The following is a 16144-nucleotide window of genomic DNA, read 5'->3' on the forward strand; positions in this document are numbered from 1 at the left end:
CCCCTCTTCTGTTTCAGGGACCATCATGCGCCGTCTTGCCCTTTGCCTGTCCGCTTGCCTTGCCGTTGCCTCCAGCCCGGCCGATGCGGCGACCCGCGAAGACGAACAATTCTGGCTCAACCTGACCGCCATGGGCTCGATCAAGGACGAACTGGTCTATTTCGCGGAAATCCAGCCGCGCATCGGCGACGGCATGTCGCGGGTGGACCAGTCGCTGTTCCGTGGCGCGCTGGGCTGGAAACTGTCGCCCACCATGACCGTCTATCAGGGCTATGCCCATGTCGTCGTGCCGATCGAAGGCGGCAAGGATCTCAATGAAGAACGCAGCTTTCAGCAATTGAACTGGACGCTGGGCAAGCCATGGGGCGGCGAACTGTCGTCCCGCACCCGGCTGGAACAGCGCTGGCGCTCCGATGGTGACGACATGGGCTGGCGCCTGCGCGAGATGCTGCGCTACGAAAAGCCGCTCAAGCCCGGCAGTGACGCCGTCAATGCGCTGGTCTATGCGGAAGGGTTCGCCGCGCTCGACGACACCGATTGGGGCGCCCGCGCCGGCTTCGACCAGCTCCGCAGCTTCATCGGCGCAGAGATCGGCCTGCCCGGCGCATCGACGCTGGAGGTCGGCTATCTGAACCAGTTGGTGAACCAGCGCGCCGGCAACACGCGCATCAACCATGTCGCGTCGGTCACGCTGTTCTTCCGCCACTGACCAGCGGCAAGTGATTGATTGTAAAGACAAATAGGATGCCAGCGCGACAACGTCACGCAAAGGCGGAGAAAAACACAAACATTACAGCGACTTAAAATCGCTTGATGCGTAACAACTGTCCAACTCGCTGTCGCAAAACCGGCTTAGCGCCCATTGTCGGCGATGATGTCCACGCTGGTCTTACCGCCCGGCGCATCGGTGAAGAGGATGAAATAGGCGCTGCCATCGGCGCCGCGCGTCCCGCCCAGCACATGGTCGCCGCCCATCACCTTATGCTCGCCATCATAGCCGGCGCGGCGCGCCAGCGTGTAATAATAGTCCATCACGCCCTGCCGCGGCGCCGGCGTCACGAAACTGGCCGCGCGCAACGTGCAACCGTCAGCCTGCGCCCCAGCAGCCTCGGTCAGTTGCGCGCCGGGATAGAGAGTGAAAGGTTCGGGCAGCCGCTGCGCCCATTCCATGCCGTAATTCAGCTTCTTGGCGCAATTGCCCTTGCCAGCGCCATCGCGCGCGACCGCGCCGAGCGTCACGGTGGATGCCAGCGCCTCCCCCTGCGTCGCGGCCGGTGCGCTCAGCAACTTGCCCCCGGCCAGCTTCACCGCCTCCGCCTGCGCCGCACCGGCATCGCCGGTCAGCACCGGCACCGCGCCATTGGCGGGCCTGTCGGCGGTGCGCACGGCATTGCGATTGGACTGGCCCACCAGTTGCGGATCGACCACGATCGGATCGGCCAGCGCGCCCTTCAGCGCCGGATCGGTCGCATTGTCGGTCAGTTGCGCGTCGAGCGACGCAAGGCTGGCATCCTTGTCCCCCTTGCCACAGGCGGCCAGCGCCAGAACCAGGGACATCATACCAACAGACCGGAAACGCGCCATCCTTCACTCCTTCGTAAACAAGCCCTGAAGAACAGAGGTTAATATTGCGTTAGGATTTTTGGTGAATCTGCCGATTTTTGCGCAGATAGCCAGTCAGGATCGACTGGCCTCGTCCCACTGTCTTGATCCGGGACAGATGAAAGGCCATGGTCGGCCCATGCTCAATATCCTGTCAGGCTTTATCGGCCTTGTCACCCTCGTCCTGATGATCCCGGCGGTGTTCCCGTTTCTGGGTGCGCTCAACTGGATCCTGATCCCGCTGGCCCTGTTCGGCGCCCTCATCGGCATGATATCGTCAAAGAATGGCGGCCGGAATTTCTGCCTGATCGTCGCAGCCTTCGGCGCGCTGCGGCTGTTCCTGGGCGGGGGTATCTTCTGACGCAGGATCATCTCGAATCGCGTAAGGGACTGTTGGCGGCGCTGGGTGCCTATGGCCTGTGGGGTTTGCTGCCACTCTTCTTCCGCTTGCTGCACCATGTCGACCCGGTCGAGATCGTCACCCAGCGTATCCTCTGGTCGCTGCTGTTGATCCTGACCATCGTCGCCGTGCGCAAGGGGTTGCCCGCCTTCGTCACGGCGCTCCGCGACCGACGGCTGGTCCTGCCGCTCGCGGGGTCTGCGATCATGATCGGCATCAACTGGCTGACCTATGTCTGGGCCGTCAATGAAGGCCATATCGTTGCCGCCAGTCTGGGCTACTTCCTCAACCCGCTGGTCAACGTGACTTTGGGCGTTCTGGTTCTGAAGGAAAAGCTCCGCCGGCCGCAGATGCTGGCGATCGCCGTGGCTTCGGTCGGCGTCGCCATCCTCGCCGCGTCGGCGCTGACGACGCTCTGGATCAGCCTGTCGCTGGCGTTCAGCTTCGCTTTCTACGGCCTGCTGCGCAAGCTGACGCCGGTTGCGCCGATGACCGGTCTGGGCGTCGAAACCGCTCTGCTGACGCCGCTCGCGATCGCCTATCTCCTCTGGGAATTGAGCCATGGCGGCACGGGCTTCGGGCAGGACGGGCCGACTACGGCGTTGCTCATCATTTCCGGCGCGGTAACCACCGTGCCGCTGGTGCTGTTCGCCATGGCGGCCCAGCGCCTGCCGATGGCGACGCTCGGCCTGATGCAATATGTCGCCCCCACGCTCCAGTTTCTGTGCGGGGTGCTGCTCTTCGGCGAGACACTGAGCGGCGGTCAGATGGCCAGTTTCGGCCTGATCTGGATCGGCCTCCTCCTCTTCGCCGGCGACGGTATCGCCACGGCGCGGCGCAGCCGGATGGCGGCGGCATAAGGCTTGGCTAAATGCCGTGGCGCTCCTATTTAGGGGCCATGACTGGCACCACCCTGACCGACCGCGCGATCCTGAGACTTTCCGGCGAAGATGTGAGGCCCCTGCTTCAGAGCCTGCTGACCCGCGACGTCCTGACACTGGCGGAGGGAAAGCCGCGCTGGACCGCGCTGCTGACGCCGCAGGGCAAGGCGCTGTTCGACTTCATCCTGTGGACAGACGGCGACGATGTGTTGATCGACTGCGAAGCCACGCAGGCCGACGCTCTCGCCAAAAGGCTGACCCTCTACCGTCTGCGCCGCAAGGCCGTGATCGCTCGTGAGGACGATCTGGCGGTGCATTGGTCGCTCGAAGCAACTGACCGCCCGCTAGACCCCCGCCTCCCCGCGCTAGGCCATCGCTGGCTGGCGCGGGTCACCGATGGCGATGCCTCTGCCGCCTTCCGCGCCCACCGCCTGTCGCTGGGCGTGTTCGAGGGCGCTGGCGAACTGGGGCAGGACCAGACGCTCTGGCTGGAAACCAATGCGGAGGAATTGCACGGCGTCGATTATGACAAGGGCTGCTATGTCGGACAGGAAAATACCGCCCGCATGCACTATCGAAACAAGGTGAACCGGCGGCTCATCGCGGTGCCGCTGGCGCAGGCGGATGAGAAGCGCCAGCGCGCCGCCCTGACCGACCTTGGCCTCTCGATCGAATTGCACCGTGTGGACTCGATCGACCATGACGCCCTGCCTGCGTGGCTCGCCACCGCGATCGAAGGCCAGGCAGCCGAATGAAGCGCATCGCGCTGGCGCTGCTTTGCGCCTTCACCCTGAGTGCGCCCGCCGCCGCCGACACGCGCTGGACGTTGGTAAAGACCTATCCCCATGATGCGCAGGCCTTTACCGAAGGACTCTTCTATCTCGACGGCGTTCTCTACGAGAGCACCGGTCTGGAGGGCCAGTCCGAAGTCCGCAAGGTCGCGCTCAAGACCGGGAAGGTGCTGCAAAGCCGGACAGTCGAACCGCCCTATTTCGGCGAGGGAATCGTCAACTGGAAGGACCGGCTGGTCAGCCTGACATGGCGTCATCGCAGGGGTTTCGTCTGGAACCTGACCGACTTCACGCCCCTGTCCGATTTTCGCTATGAAGGCGAAGGCTGGGGCCTGACGCAGGATGGCCGCAGCCTGATCATGAGCGATGGCACCGCGCAATTGCGGTTCCTTGATCCCGACAGCCTGGCCGAGCAGCGCCGCATCACCGTGACGTGGAACGGTCGCGCAATCGAACGGCTCAACGAACTGGAATATGTGCGCGGCGAAATCTGGGCGAATATCTGGTACGACACCCGCATCGCCCGCATCGATCCCGCGACCGGCGCGGTGATCGACTGGATCGACGTTGCCCCCCTGCGCAAGGCCGCCGGCGTGACCGATAGCGAGGCGGTCGCCAACGGCATCGCCTATGATGCGGGAAAGGACCGCGTCTTCATCACCGGCAAGAACTGGCCGAAACTGTTCGAAATTAAGGTGAGGGCCAAGCCCTAACCGCGCGGTTCGCCGCCATGCAGCTTGGCCCACAGGGCGGCAGTGCCGGCTTCCTGCGCGCGAGTGGTGAACTGGGCGGCGATCAGCCAGCCCTTGATCGGGCGCAACGGCAGGATCGCTGTCAGGATGAGCACGGGCACGCCCACCGCCAGATGCACCCACAGGCCCGGTCGCGCCATGATCTCCAGCATCACGATGAAGACGACGCCCGGCACGCAGGCAAAGAGTTGCACGAACACGGCTGGGCCATCGGCGGGATCGGCAAAGCTGTAGTCCAGCCCGCAAACCTCGCAATGGTCGCGCACCGTCAGGAATCCGGTGAAGATATGCCCCTCGCCACAACGCGGACAGCGGCCCAGCGCGCCGGTTTCATGCGCCGGGCGCTTCTTCCATGCACGACCATTCTGGTCGATCCAGTGGGTGTCGCTCGTCTGATCCATATCGCCTCCAGCCATCCTCCCTATGTCGTATCGCCCCCGCGCCAATCAACTGCGCCTTTTGTCCTACCCTCGCTTTCGCCCAAGGCTGGCCTTTCCATGCACAAAGCGCTATCGGCGCGGCAATCCTTCTTTCCGATCTTGTAAGGCAGTCAAATGGGTTTTCGTTGCGGTATCGTCGGCCTCCCCAATGTGGGCAAGTCCACCCTGTTCAATGCGCTGACCGAAACGCAGGCGGCGCAGGCGGCCAACTATCCCTTCTGCACGATCGAGCCGAATGAGGGCCGCGTTGCCGTGCCCGACGACCGGCTCGATACGATCGCCAAGATTGGCGGCAGCGCGAAGATCATCGAAACGCAGTTGAGCTTCGTCGACATCGCCGGTCTGGTGCGCGGTGCTTCAAAGGGCGAAGGGCTGGGCAACCAGTTTCTGGCGAACATTCGCGAAACAGATGCGATCGTCCATGTGCTGCGCTGCTTCGAGGATGGCGACATCACCCATGTCGAGGGCAAGGTCGATCCCATTGCCGACGCCGACACGGTCGAAACCGAACTGATGCTCGCCGACCTGGAAAGCCTGGAAAAGCGAGTCCCCAACCTCGCCAAGAAGGCGGCGCAGGGCGACAAGGAAGCCAAGGCCGCCGCGTCCGTGCTGGGACAGGCACTCGACCTGCTGCGCGACGGCAAGCCTGCGCGCCTGACCGTGCCCAAGGATGTCGAGGAAGAGCGCCTCTTCGCGCAGGCGCAGTTGCTGACCTCCAAGCCCGTCCTCTATGTCTGCAATGTCGAGGAAGAAAGCGCCGCCACCGGCAACGCCCATTCGGCCCGCGTTTTCGAGAAGGCGGCGGCCGAAAATGCCAAGGCCGTGATCGTCTCCGCCGCGATCGAGGCGGAACTCATCACCATGCCGGTCGAGGAACGCGCCGAATATCTCGAAGCGCTGGGCCTGACCGAGGCTGGCCTCGCCCGCATCATCCGGGCCGGCTATGAATTGCTCGGCCTCATCACCTTCTTCACCGTCGGACCGAAGGAAGCCCGCGCCTGGACTGTGGCCAGGGGCAGCAAGGCCCCGCAGGCCGCCGGCGCGATCCACACCGATTTCGAAAAGGGCTTCATCCGCGCCGAAACCATGGCCTATGCGGATTATGTCCAGTTCAACGGCGAAGCCGGCGCCAAGGAAGCGGGCAAGTGGCGCTCCGAAGGCAAGGAATATGTAACGCAGGACGGCGACATCATGCTGTTCCGTTTCAACGTCTGATCGCCGATGGCGCTGCGCCTTGGCCAGATGCCTGCGCAGCGCAAGGCCGCCTTCCCGCCCAGCATCGACGCAGATACGCGCCTGCTGATCCTGGGTAGCCTGCCCGGTGATGCCTCGATCAGGCAGGGCGAATATTATGCCCATCGCGGCAATGCGTTCTGGGACTTGCTGGGCGATGTCCTGGATGAAGACCTGCGCGGCCAGCCCTATGCCATGCGGCTGAAACGGCTACGCGCGCTTGGCGTCGGCCTGTGGGACGTGATCGAAAGCGCGGAGCGGCCCGGCAGTCTGGACAGCAGCATCAAGGGGGCGGAATTGCGCGACCTGGGGCTGTTCGTGGATCGTCTGCCCGCGCTTAGGGCGATCGGCTTCAACGGGAAGACAGCCGCCCTGCACGGACGACGCCAGTTGGGCGACCGGCCGGGGCTGGCGCTGATCGACCTGCCCTCGTCCAGCGGCGCCTATGCCAGCCTGTCGCGCGAGGCGAAGAAGGCTGCCTGGATGGCGTTGCGCGCGCCACTGGCATAAAGCCTACCAAAACGTCACTTTACCGTCATGGCATCGCTGCTAAGCGACTTTTATTGCACAGAGCAAAAACAAGAGTCGCCATGCTGATCCGTAATCTCGCCTCCGCCCTTCTCGCCGTCACCACGCTCAGCGGTTGCGTTACCGTCGATACGCAGCGCACCGCCCCCAAAGTGCAGGCAGAGCACCGTGCCCCAGTGACCCTGCTGGTGTCGATCGACGGCTTCCGCCCCGATTACCTGACCCGCGGCGTATCCCCCAATCTCAACGCGCTGGCGGCGGCTGGGGTGGAGGCGTCGATGCGCCCGTCCTTCCCCACCAAGACATTCCCCAATCACTGGGCGATCGTCACCGGCGACCGCCCCGATCGCAGCGGCATCGTCGCCAACAATATGGAAGATGAGAGCCGGCCCAAGGACAAGTTCACCATGGCCAGCGACGACCCCTATTGGTGGAACGAGGCCGAACCGATCTGGATCACCGCCGAGAAACAGGGCGTCCGCACTGCGACCATGTTCTGGCCCGGCTCCAACGTCGCATGGGGTGGCACCAGGGCGGCCGAATGGCCCTACACGATCAGCAACGGATCGCGCCCCAGCGACTGGGCGCAGTTCAATGAGGCTGTCAGTCCGACGCAACGGGTAAACGGCGTGTTGGATGTGCTACGCCGCCCGGCCACGATCCGGCCGCGCTTTGTCACCCTCTATTTCGATGAAGTCGACACCGCCGGCCATATCAATGGCCCGGATGCGGCACAGACGACCCAGGCCGTGGCCGACGTCGACGCGCATATCGGCGATCTCATCGCGGGATTGAAGGCGATGGGCCAGAACGCCAACATCGTCATCGTCTCCGATCATGGCATGGCGGCCAAGGCGAACGACCGGGTGATCGCGATCGACAAGATCGCCGATCCGGCCGACTATCGCACCGTCGAAACCGGCCCCTATGCCAGTCTGGTCGCTGTTCCCGGCCATGAAAAGGCACTGGAAGCAGCGCTGTTCAGGCCGCGCGATCACATGCAGTGCTGGCGCAAGGGCGAAATTCCGGCCCGTTTCCATTATGGTACGCATCGCCGTATCCCGCCCTATTTCTGCCTCGCGGAAACCGGCTGGGTATTTCAGGGCACCACTCCGTCGAAACCCATCACGGGTGGCGACCATGGCTGGGATGACCGGGCGCCGGAAATGCAGGCGTTGTTCATTGCCAACGGCCCTGCCTTCAATACCGGATTTCACCCTTCGCCCAATTTCGCCAATGTCGACGTCTATCCCTTGCTGGCGCGGCTGCTCGGCGTGACGCCTGTCGCGTCGGACGGCAATGCCGCAGTGTTGCAGGGACTTGTGAAGCCCTGACATTGACGTAAACGGAAGGCGTGCTTACATCCTCATCCGTTGCAAGTGGAGACGGATGAGGATGGAAGACATAGTCTATTTCGAGGATATCGCAGTCGGCGACGGATTCGACTTCGGGCCACTCACCGTTTCGCGCCAGGAAACCGTCGGCTTCGCGGCAGAATTCGATCCCCAACCTTTCCATCTGTCGGACGAAGCCGCTGCAACCACTCACTTCGGCACGATCTCGGCCAGCGGCTGGCACACGACCGCCTTGTTCATGAAGATGTTCGTGGCGGAGATGCAGGCGCATCCGGGGCGGCAGGCGGCCAGCCTGGGCGCGATGGGCGTGGACGAACTGCGCTGGCTCCGCCCGGTCCGCCCCGGTGACACGCTGCGCGGTCGCAGCGAAGTAATCGACAAGAAAGCGTCGCAAAGCCGCCCGGAAATGGGGATCGTCCGCAACAAGGTCACGATCTTCAATCAGGACGAAAAGCCGGTCCTGACGATGATCCCGATCGCCATGTGGCGGACACGGCCGGTTTGAACCGACCTATTTCCGCCCGAACAGCTTCTCGATATCGCCATGGCCCAGTTTCACCCAAGTCGGGCGGCCATGATTGCACTGGCCAGAGCGCGGCGTGACTTCCATTTCGCGGAGCAGCGCGTTCATTTCCGCAACACTCAGCACACGGCCGGCCCGGACCGAGCCGTGACAGGCCATGGTCGCCGCGACGAGATCGAGCCGTTCTTTCAGTGATAGCGCGCTATCATAGGCGGCCAGATCATCGGCCAGATCCGTCACCATGCCCTGCACGTCGGACTGGCCAAGCATGGCGGGGACGGAACGGACCAGTATCGCCGAAGGACCAAACCGCTCCAGATCGAGGCCGAAATCCTTGAGTTCGGCGATCCGCGCTTCCAGCCGATCGCAAGCGGTTTCCTCCAGTTCGACGACTTCGGGCAGCAGCAACGCCTGCGACGCGACCCCTTGTCCCTCCATCGCACGGCGCATCCGTTCCAGGGTCAGCCGTTCATGCGCGGCATGTTGGTCTACGATGACGAGGCCATCCTCCGCCTCCGCGACGATATAGGTGCGCGCCACTTGTCCGCGCGCGACGCCGAGGGGAAAGCTATGGCCTTCCGGTGCTGGCGCGGCGGCCGGTTCGGCGCGGGCCTGCGGCGGGGGCGTGATGAAGGACGAACGACGGTCCGCGAACGAACTGGGCGCGAACTGGTTGTAACTGGGCGGTGGCGCTGCCCCCGCCGCCTCGAAGATCGGCATCGACCCGATCGGCGTGGGCGAAATCGGTTCTGGCTTCCAGGCGGACAAGGCTGCCGGATCGGCATGCTGCACCGCCCGGAACCCTTCAGCATCCAGCGCGCGGCGCAGGCCGGACACGATCATGCCCCGGATCATCGCCGGGTCGCGAAAACGCACTTCCGTCTTGGCGGGATGGACGTTGACGTCCACCTCCAGCGGCGGGACGTCCAGGAACAGGGCGACGACCGGATGGCGATCGCGCGCCAGCATGTCTGCATAGGCGCCGCGTAGCGCCCCGATCAGCAAGCGATCCCGCACCGGCCGGCCATTGACGAACAGATATTGATGGTCGCCAACGCCGCGATTGTAGGTGGGCAGCGAAGCCACGCCGGAAAGCTGCACGCCTTCCCGCTCCAGTGAAACGATGACATGATTGTCGGCGAGCGCCCGATCGGTCAGCGCGGCGACCCGCTCCTCCCGCGCTTCCCCGCCCTGCACGCCCAGCACGCGCCGACCATCATGTTCGACGGAAAAAGCGACGGCGGGATGTGCCATTGCGAGACGCCGGATGATATCGAGGCAAGCGGCATATTCCGCCTTGGGCGATCGCAGGAACTTGCGCCGCGCCGGCACTTTGCCGAACAGTTGCTCCACGGTGACGCGGGTGCCAGGCGGAAGCGCGGCAGGCCCCTCCGACACCAACTGCCCATTGTCCACCGTACGATTCCAGCCATCGCTCCCAACCGGCCGACTGTCGATCGAGAGACGCGCGACGCTGGCGATGGACGGAAGCGCTTCCCCCCGGAAACCCAAGGTAGCCACATTTTCAATGGCATCATCCGGCAATTTGGACGTGGCGTGGCGCTCCAGCGCCAGCGCCATGTCGGCCGAATCCATGCCGCAGCCGTCATCGCTCACTTCGATCCGGTCCAGCCCGCCATTGGACAGGCGCACCGCGATGCGAGTCGCGCCCGCATCCAAAGCGTTTTCGACGATCTCCTTGAGCGCGCTGGCGGGTCTTTCGACCACTTCACCGGCAGCGATACGATTGACCAGATGTTCGGGCAGACGGCGTATTGACATTGATTAGGGACTAGCCCAATCGAGCGCTTTCCGCGAGCCGCGATCCTGATTTTTTTGCACTGCAAAGCGCAAGGAACAAGCGGGTTGCGGTACAAGCAGAACAGCTTCCGACCGTTCCCCTTATCGCGTCGCGGGGACGGCGGGCGATACAGGATAAGGCATGTCGATCTTCTCGCGTCTCTTCAAATTCTCCTCGCAGGATATGGCCATCGATCTCGGCACCGCCAATACGGTGGTCTATGTGCGCGGTCGCGGCATCGTTCTGAACGAACCGTCGGTCGTCGCTGTCGAGACGCTGAACGGCGTGAAGCGGGTGAAGGCCGTGGGCGTCGACGCCAAACTGATGATGGGCAAGACCCCGGATTCGATCGAGGCCATCCGGCCGCTGCGCGACGGCGTGATCGCAGACATCGACGTCGCCGAACAGATGATCAAGCATTTCATTACCAAGGTGCATGGCGGCAAGCACAGCCCCTGGCGCGCGCCCGAAATCGTGATCTGCGTGCCTTCTGGCTCCACCAGCGTCGAACGCCGTGCCATCCGCGACGCCGCCAGCAATGCCGGCGCCAGCCAGGTATTCCTGATCGAAGAGCCGATGGCCGCCGCGATCGGCGCCGACATGCCCGTGACCGAACCGATCGGTTCGATGGTGGTCGACATCGGCGGCGGCACGACCGAAGTCGCGGTCCTCTCGCTCCGTGGCCTTGCCTACACCACATCGGTCCGCGTCGGCGGCGACAAAATGGACGAAGCGATCGTTAGCTTCGTGCGTCGCCATCATAATCTGCTGATCGGTGAAGCTACGGCCGAACGCATCAAGAAGCAGTTCGGCGTTGCCCAGCCGCCCGAAGACGGTGTCGGCGAAACGATCCATATAAAGGGTCGCGACCTGGTCAACGGCGTGCCAAAGGAGATCAGCATCAATCAGGGCCAGATCGCCGATGCGCTGGCCGAACCGATCAGCACCATCGTTGAGGGCGTTCGGATCGCGCTGGAAAACACTGCACCCGAACTGGCCGCCGATATCGTGGATCAGGGCATCGTCCTGACCGGCGGCGGCGCTCTGCTCAAGGGACTGGACGACGAACTGCGCGACGAAACGGGTCTGCCCGTAACCATCGCCGAAGATCCGCTGACCTGCGTCGCCATTGGCACGGGCCGCGCTATGGAAGACCCGATCTTCCGGGGCGTGCTGCAAACCGCCTGATCGGGAAGGACGATTAGATGGCGCGGCCAGCCAGCCGACGCCCCGGTATCAACCGGAAGGCGCAATATAGCCTGTTCGCCAGCTATGTCGTGGCGGTGACCGGTGCGGCCATTGGCCTGCTGCTGGTGGTGGTCGCGATCTTCGATCCCACTGGCTTTGCCGCCATTCGCATCGCCACGTCCGAAGTCAGTCGTCCCGTTTCCAATGCGCTGAAAGGCATGGTGAGCGGCGTGGGTTCGGTGGACGAAGTGCTGGCCGCCTATTGGCGCGCCGGATCGCAGAATGTCGCGCTGCGCCGGCAGGTCGAGGCTGACCGCAACCGCATCATCGAGGCCAAGGGCGTCGCGCAGGAGAATGTGCGCCTGAAGAAGCTGCTCAAGCTGGTCGACGCCGATGCCAGCGAAGTGCTGACCGCCCGCCTGATCGCATCCTCCGCCACCAGCGCCCGACGGTTTGCCCGACTGAACGCAGGACGGTGGCAGGGCGTACGGCCCGGCATGCCCGTGCGCGCACCCGAAGGCCTGATCGGCCGCATTCACATCACCATGCCCAACAGCGCCGAAGTGCTGTTGCTGACCGACACGAGCAATATCGTGCCGGTCCGTCGTGCCAATGACAGTATTCCGGCCATTTCGACGGGCCTCGGTGACGGATCGGTCGAGGTGCGAGCACTGACGGCCGGACGCAATCCCTTCAAGCCCGGCGACCTGCTGGTGACATCTGGTATCGGCGGCGTCTATCAACCCAATATACCTGTCGCAGTCGTTGTTCGCGCGCAGGGCGAGATCGCCTATGCAGTGCCGCTGGCCAACCCCGCCCGCGTCGATGCGGTAGTGGTGGAACGCGCATTCGAGGATGCAGTGACCCGCCCCGGCCCGGCGGCGCCCAACGTGGCGGACGAACCCGTTGCCAGCAACGTCGCCCAACCATGATTGATCCGCACCTGTACCATGTCCCACGGCTGGGTCGGCACCCATCCCGCCTCCGGCTGGCAGGCACGCCGATCATCACCGTGTTGCTTGGCTCCTGCCTGACAGCCCTGCCGATCATCGCTCAGTCGCCGGTCCTGCCCCCCTTCGGCCTGCTGCTGATGCTCGCCTGGCGGTTGTTGCGCGCGGATCTCTGGCGCGCATGGATTGGCCTGCCGCTCGGCCTGTTCGACGATGTCATGAGCGGGCAGCCGATCGGATCGGCCATGTTCCTGTGGACGGTGGCGCTGATCGGCATAGACACGATCGAACATCGCATGGTGTGGCGCAGCTATCGTCAGGACTGGCTAATCGCGACCCTCGCCATTGTCTTCTGCATCTCCGGTGGCCTGTTTTTCGCACGGATCACCGGTGGAGGTAACGTGACGCTTTTCCTGGTCGCGCCGCAGATGGTCTGGACGGTATTGTTGTTTCCCTTCATCGTCCGCCAATGCGCGCGGATCGACCGCTGGCGCGTGATGGCATGAAATTTCCGTTTCCCAAGCGCAAGATCGTTACTGAAGCCACCCAATCCTTCACCTTCTCGCGCCGTGCGATGGTGGTGGGCGGATTGCAGGGCGCGATCGGCGCCGTGCTGGTCGGGCGTATGGCCTGGATCAGCGTGGTCCAGAACGAAAAATACAGCCTGTTATCGGAAAGCAACCGCGTCAACCTGACGCTGATCCCGCCGCGACGGGGTTGGATCATCGACCGCAACGGGCGACCGTTGGCGAACAACCGCACCGACTTCCGCGTCGACCTCATCCCGCAACGCATCGTCGATGCCGAAGCCACAATCACGCATCTGGCCCAGTTGCTCAAGCTGGAACCGGACGATGTCGACCGTATCCGCGAGGATCTGGAAAAATCCGCCGGATTTCGCCCGGTGCAGGTTGCCGACAAGCTGACCTACGACCAATATGCCGCCATCAGCGTGCGCCTGCCGGACTTGCCGGGCGTGGCGCCGAGCCAGGGCTTTTCGCGCCACTATCCCGCCGGCGCGACGGTCGGCCATCTGCTGGGTTATGTCGGCCCGGCGACGGCCGAAGATTATAAGGCGCGGCGCGATCCGCTGCTCATCACGCCCGGTTTCAAGGTCGGCAAGGACGGGCTGGAAAGGGCGTTCGATCGTCACCTGACCGGCAAGCCCGGCGCCAAGCGGGTCGAGGTGACGGCGCGCGGCAAGATCATGCAGGAACTGACGACGCGCATTGACACGCCGGGGCGCACGATCAAGCTGACAATCGACGCGGGCTTGCAGGAATTTGCCGGCCGTCGCCTGGCGACGCAGAGCGGCTCGGTCGTGGTGATCGACTGCCATAATGGCGACGTGCTCGCGCTGGCGTCCATGCCCAGTTTCGATCCGAACAGCTTTTCCGACGGCATCAGCCATCTGGAATATGAGATGCTGTCGAAGGACGATCATGTTCCGTTGCGTAACAAGACATTGCAGGGCCTGTATCCGCCGGGCTCGACGGTCAAGCCGATGGTGGCGCTGGCGCTCCTGGAGGCCGGCATTGGCCCGCAGGAGACGATCAACTGCCCCGGTGCGATCCGTGTCGGCAACACGCTTTTCCATTGCCACAAGCGGCGTGGCCATGGTTCGCTCAACATGCGCGGCGCCATCGCCCAGAGTTGCGATATCTATTTCTACCAGATGGCCCAGCGCATCGGCATGGATCGGATCGCCAGCATGGCGCGACGTATCGGTATGGGCCAGAAGTTCGACCTGCCCTTCCCCAGCCAAAGTTATGGCACTGTACCAGACCCGGCGTGGAAGGAACGGAAATATAATCAGAAATGGCAAGTCTATGACACGGTGAACGCCACCATCGGTCAGGGCTATATGCTGATCAACCCGCTACAGATGGCGGTGATGGCGGCGCGGCTGGCGACCGGCAAACAATTGATGCCCAATTTCATCTTCGGTGCACCCCGGCCCGATCCTGTATCGGTCGGGGCGAGCGAGGAGCATCTGGTGGTGATCCGCGACGCCATGAATGCGGTGGTCAATGGCGGCGGCACCGGCGGTGCGGCGCGCAGTTCCATTCCCGGCGTCATGGTGGCAGGCAAGACCGGTACCGCGCAAGTGCGACGCATCACCATGGCGGAACGCGCCGGTGGCGTGCGCGGCAATAGCTCTCTGGCATTCAAGCTGCGCGATCACGCCCTGTTCCAGGGTTTTGCGCCATTCGATAACCCGCGATACGCCATCGCCTGCATCATCGAGCATGGTGGGCACATGATCCGCAATGAGGACGCGCCGATGATCGCCAGCGACACGCTGTCCTATCTGTTCGACCCGGCCAAGGCGATGGAGAAGCTGGAAACACTGGAGAAAGGCTGGGGTGGCACGCCGACCGAGCGGCAGGCTCGCCAGATGGCGTCTTTCCGCATTGCCAAGGCGATCGAGAAGGGCGAGGTGCCACCGCCGGCGGACAATGCGATGAACGCAGCAAGCGGGAATTCATCTGCACCGGCTGCGTCGCAGCCTCCTCCCGCAGCGGCGGAAGACGATGATGTTCCGCCGCCTGCCAACAGCACGGCCGCGCCATGAGCATCGTTCCCAAGCCCCTGACCGAATTTCCCTGGCGTATCCTGGCGCTGCTGCTGGCCATCGCCGGCTTCGGCACGGTCGTGCTCTACAGTGCTGCAAGTGGCAGTATATTCCCCTGGGCCGTCAATCAGGCGGTGCGTTTCTGTATCTTTTCCGCCATGGCCCTGGGCCTCAGCCGTATTCCCGTCGAGGTCTTCGCCCGCTTCGCCTTCCCAGCCTATGGCGCCGTGCTGATCGCGTTGTTTCTGGTTGAACTGATCGGCGGCGTCGCGGGCGGCAGCCAGCGCTGGATCAACCTGGGTTTCATGCAGTTGCAGCCGTCCGAGTTCATGAAGCCGATCATCGTCCTGACGGTCGCGCGCTTCTATGCGATGCTGCCGGTCGGCGAGATACGGCGATGGAATGCCATCTGGCCCGCCCTGGTGCTGATCGGATTGCCGTGGGCGCTGGTCCTGATCCAACCCGATCTTGGCACAGCGACGATGATCCTTGCTGGCGGCATCACGGTCATGTTCCTGGCAGGCCTGCCGCTCCGTCTGTTCATCGGTTCGGGCCTGACGGTGGCGGCGTTGATCCCGATCGCCTTCAGCTTCCTGCATGACTATCAGAAGAACCGGGTGCTGATCTTCCTCGATCCAGAGAGCGATCCGCTGGGCGCTGGCTATCATATCAGCCAATCGAAGATCGCGATCGGTTCGGGCGGAATCTGGGGCAAGGGATTCCTCAAGGGGTCGCAAAGCCATCTCGACTATCTGCCCGAAGGCCATACCGATTTCGTCTTCGCCACAATGGCGGAGGAGTGGGGCTTGCTGGGGGGCACTCTGATGATCCTGGCCTTCATGCTGCTGTTTCGCTGGGGCATTCGCGTGGCGATGCGAACCCAGGACAAGTTTGCGCGCCTGGCTGCCGCAGGTCTGACCACGACCATTTTCTTCTATGTCGCGATCAATTTGATGATGGTGATGGGCCTGGCGCCGGTAGTGGGCATCCCCCTACCCTTCATGTCCTATGGCGGATCGTCGATGCTGACCGTGATGCTGTGCGTGGGTATCATCATGGCGATCGATCGCGCCGGGAAGCGCCGTTCGGGCATGGGACACTGGCGCTGAACCTAAGGCGCGTAGG

General features: G+C 63.6%; 17 protein-coding genes. 14 read left to right on the forward strand and 3 right to left on the reverse strand.

The annotated features are described in order from the left end of the window. Nucleotides 1–25: 25 nt before the first annotated feature. Complete coding sequence (locus ASE85_RS21530) at nucleotides 26–709, forward strand: DUF2490 domain-containing protein (RefSeq protein WP_056693811.1); 684 nt, start codon at nucleotides 26–28, stop codon at nucleotides 707–709. 143 nt (nucleotides 710–852) lie between these two features. Here ASE85_RS21530 and ASE85_RS21535 read toward each other — a convergent pair whose 3' ends face one another. Continuing rightward, nucleotides 853–1584 (reverse strand): hypothetical protein, encoded by a 732-nt coding sequence (locus ASE85_RS21535; RefSeq protein WP_056693815.1) that lies wholly within the window; start codon nucleotides 1582–1584, stop codon nucleotides 853–855. Between the two features lie 157 nt (nucleotides 1585–1741). Between ASE85_RS21535 and ASE85_RS21540 the strand changes: the two genes are divergently transcribed. The 4 genes from ASE85_RS21540 to ASE85_RS21555 are packed head-to-tail and all read left to right on the forward strand — an operon-like array spanning nucleotide 1742 to nucleotide 4387. Further along, nucleotides 1742–1963 (forward strand): hypothetical protein, encoded by a 222-nt coding sequence (locus ASE85_RS21540; RefSeq protein WP_056693820.1) that lies wholly within the window; start codon nucleotides 1742–1744, stop codon nucleotides 1961–1963. A gap of 32 nt (nucleotides 1964–1995) precedes the next feature. Then, nucleotides 1996–2862, forward strand: a complete 867-nt coding sequence (gene rarD, locus ASE85_RS21545) for an EamA family transporter RarD (RefSeq protein ID WP_268795151.1) — start codon at nucleotides 1996–1998, stop codon at nucleotides 2860–2862. Nucleotides 2863–2900: 38 nt separating this feature from the next. Then, nucleotides 2901–3638: a CAF17-like 4Fe-4S cluster assembly/insertion protein YgfZ gene (gene ygfZ, locus ASE85_RS21550; protein ID WP_056693823.1), complete on the forward strand. Its 738-nt coding sequence runs from the start codon at nucleotides 2901–2903 to the stop codon at nucleotides 3636–3638. Beyond that, nucleotides 3635–4387, forward strand: a complete 753-nt coding sequence (locus ASE85_RS21555; RefSeq protein WP_056693830.1) for a glutaminyl-peptide cyclotransferase — start codon at nucleotides 3635–3637, stop codon at nucleotides 4385–4387. Before ygfZ ends, ASE85_RS21555 begins: the two co-directional genes overlap by 4 nt. On the opposite strand, the gene ASE85_RS21560 is transcribed toward ASE85_RS21555, so the two are convergent. Beyond that, nucleotides 4384–4827 carry a DUF983 domain-containing protein gene (locus ASE85_RS21560; RefSeq protein WP_156358468.1) on the reverse strand — a complete coding sequence of 148 codons (444 nt, stop codon included), beginning with the start codon at nucleotides 4825–4827 and terminating at the stop codon, nucleotides 4384–4386. The two genes, ASE85_RS21555 and ASE85_RS21560, sit on opposite strands and share 4 nt — an antisense overlap. Before the next feature lie 153 nt (nucleotides 4828–4980). Here ASE85_RS21560 and ychF point away from each other — a divergent pair, with 153 nt between their 5' ends. The 4 genes from ychF to ASE85_RS21580 all read left to right on the forward strand — a co-directional run bounded on the left by ychF (nucleotide 4981) and on the right by ASE85_RS21580 (nucleotide 8487). Continuing rightward, on the forward strand, nucleotides 4981–6081 hold the full coding sequence (gene ychF / locus ASE85_RS21565) for a redox-regulated ATPase YchF (protein ID WP_056693833.1): 1101 nt from the start codon (nucleotides 4981–4983) through the stop codon (nucleotides 6079–6081). Nucleotides 6082–6087: 6 nt separating this feature from the next. Next, nucleotides 6088–6609 (forward strand): DNA-deoxyinosine glycosylase, encoded by a 522-nt coding sequence (locus tag ASE85_RS21570; protein ID WP_056693836.1) that lies wholly within the window; start codon nucleotides 6088–6090, stop codon nucleotides 6607–6609. Between the two features lie 80 nt (nucleotides 6610–6689). Continuing rightward, nucleotides 6690–7961, forward strand: coding sequence for an alkaline phosphatase family protein (locus ASE85_RS21575; protein ID WP_056693839.1), 1272 nt, complete (start codon nucleotides 6690–6692; stop codon nucleotides 7959–7961). A 61-nt stretch (nucleotides 7962–8022) separates the two neighbouring features. Continuing rightward, nucleotides 8023–8487 carry a MaoC family dehydratase gene (locus tag ASE85_RS21580; protein ID WP_056693842.1) on the forward strand — a complete coding sequence of 155 codons (465 nt, stop codon included), beginning with the start codon at nucleotides 8023–8025 and terminating at the stop codon, nucleotides 8485–8487. Nucleotides 8488–8493: 6 nt separating this feature from the next. Here the strand turns inward: ASE85_RS21580 and mutL are convergent, their stop codons facing one another. Further along, complete coding sequence (gene mutL, locus ASE85_RS21585; protein WP_056693846.1) at nucleotides 8494–10287, reverse strand: DNA mismatch repair endonuclease MutL; 1794 nt, start codon at nucleotides 10285–10287, stop codon at nucleotides 8494–8496. A gap of 160 nt (nucleotides 10288–10447) precedes the next feature. Between mutL and ASE85_RS21590 the strand changes: the two genes are divergently transcribed. Genes ASE85_RS21590 through rodA form a run of 5 tightly spaced genes read left to right on the forward strand, consistent with a single transcriptional unit; the run spans nucleotide 10448 to nucleotide 16128 of the window. Continuing rightward, entirely contained in the window at nucleotides 10448–11494 is a 1047-nt protein-coding gene (locus ASE85_RS21590) for a rod shape-determining protein (protein ID WP_024019606.1), read from the forward strand. 17 nt (nucleotides 11495–11511) lie between these two features. Then, entirely contained in the window at nucleotides 11512–12426 is a 915-nt protein-coding gene (gene mreC / locus ASE85_RS21595) for a rod shape-determining protein MreC (RefSeq protein ID WP_056693851.1), read from the forward strand. Next, nucleotides 12423–12950 (forward strand): rod shape-determining protein MreD, encoded by a 528-nt coding sequence (mreD, locus tag ASE85_RS21600; RefSeq protein ID WP_056693853.1) that lies wholly within the window; start codon nucleotides 12423–12425, stop codon nucleotides 12948–12950. Before mreC ends, mreD begins: the two co-directional genes overlap by 4 nt. Further along, entirely contained in the window at nucleotides 12947–15019 is a 2073-nt protein-coding gene (gene mrdA / locus ASE85_RS21605; protein ID WP_056694160.1) for a penicillin-binding protein 2, read from the forward strand. Before mreD ends, mrdA begins: the two co-directional genes overlap by 4 nt. Further along, nucleotides 15016–16128 (forward strand): rod shape-determining protein RodA, encoded by a 1113-nt coding sequence (gene rodA / locus ASE85_RS21610; RefSeq protein WP_056693856.1) that lies wholly within the window; start codon nucleotides 15016–15018, stop codon nucleotides 16126–16128. The genes mrdA and rodA overlap by 4 nt, the downstream gene beginning before the upstream one ends. Nucleotides 16129–16144 lie beyond the last annotated feature (16 nt).

The organism is Sphingobium sp. Leaf26 (assembly GCF_001421665.1).
Classification (GTDB): domain Bacteria; phylum Pseudomonadota; class Alphaproteobacteria; order Sphingomonadales; family Sphingomonadaceae; genus Sphingobium.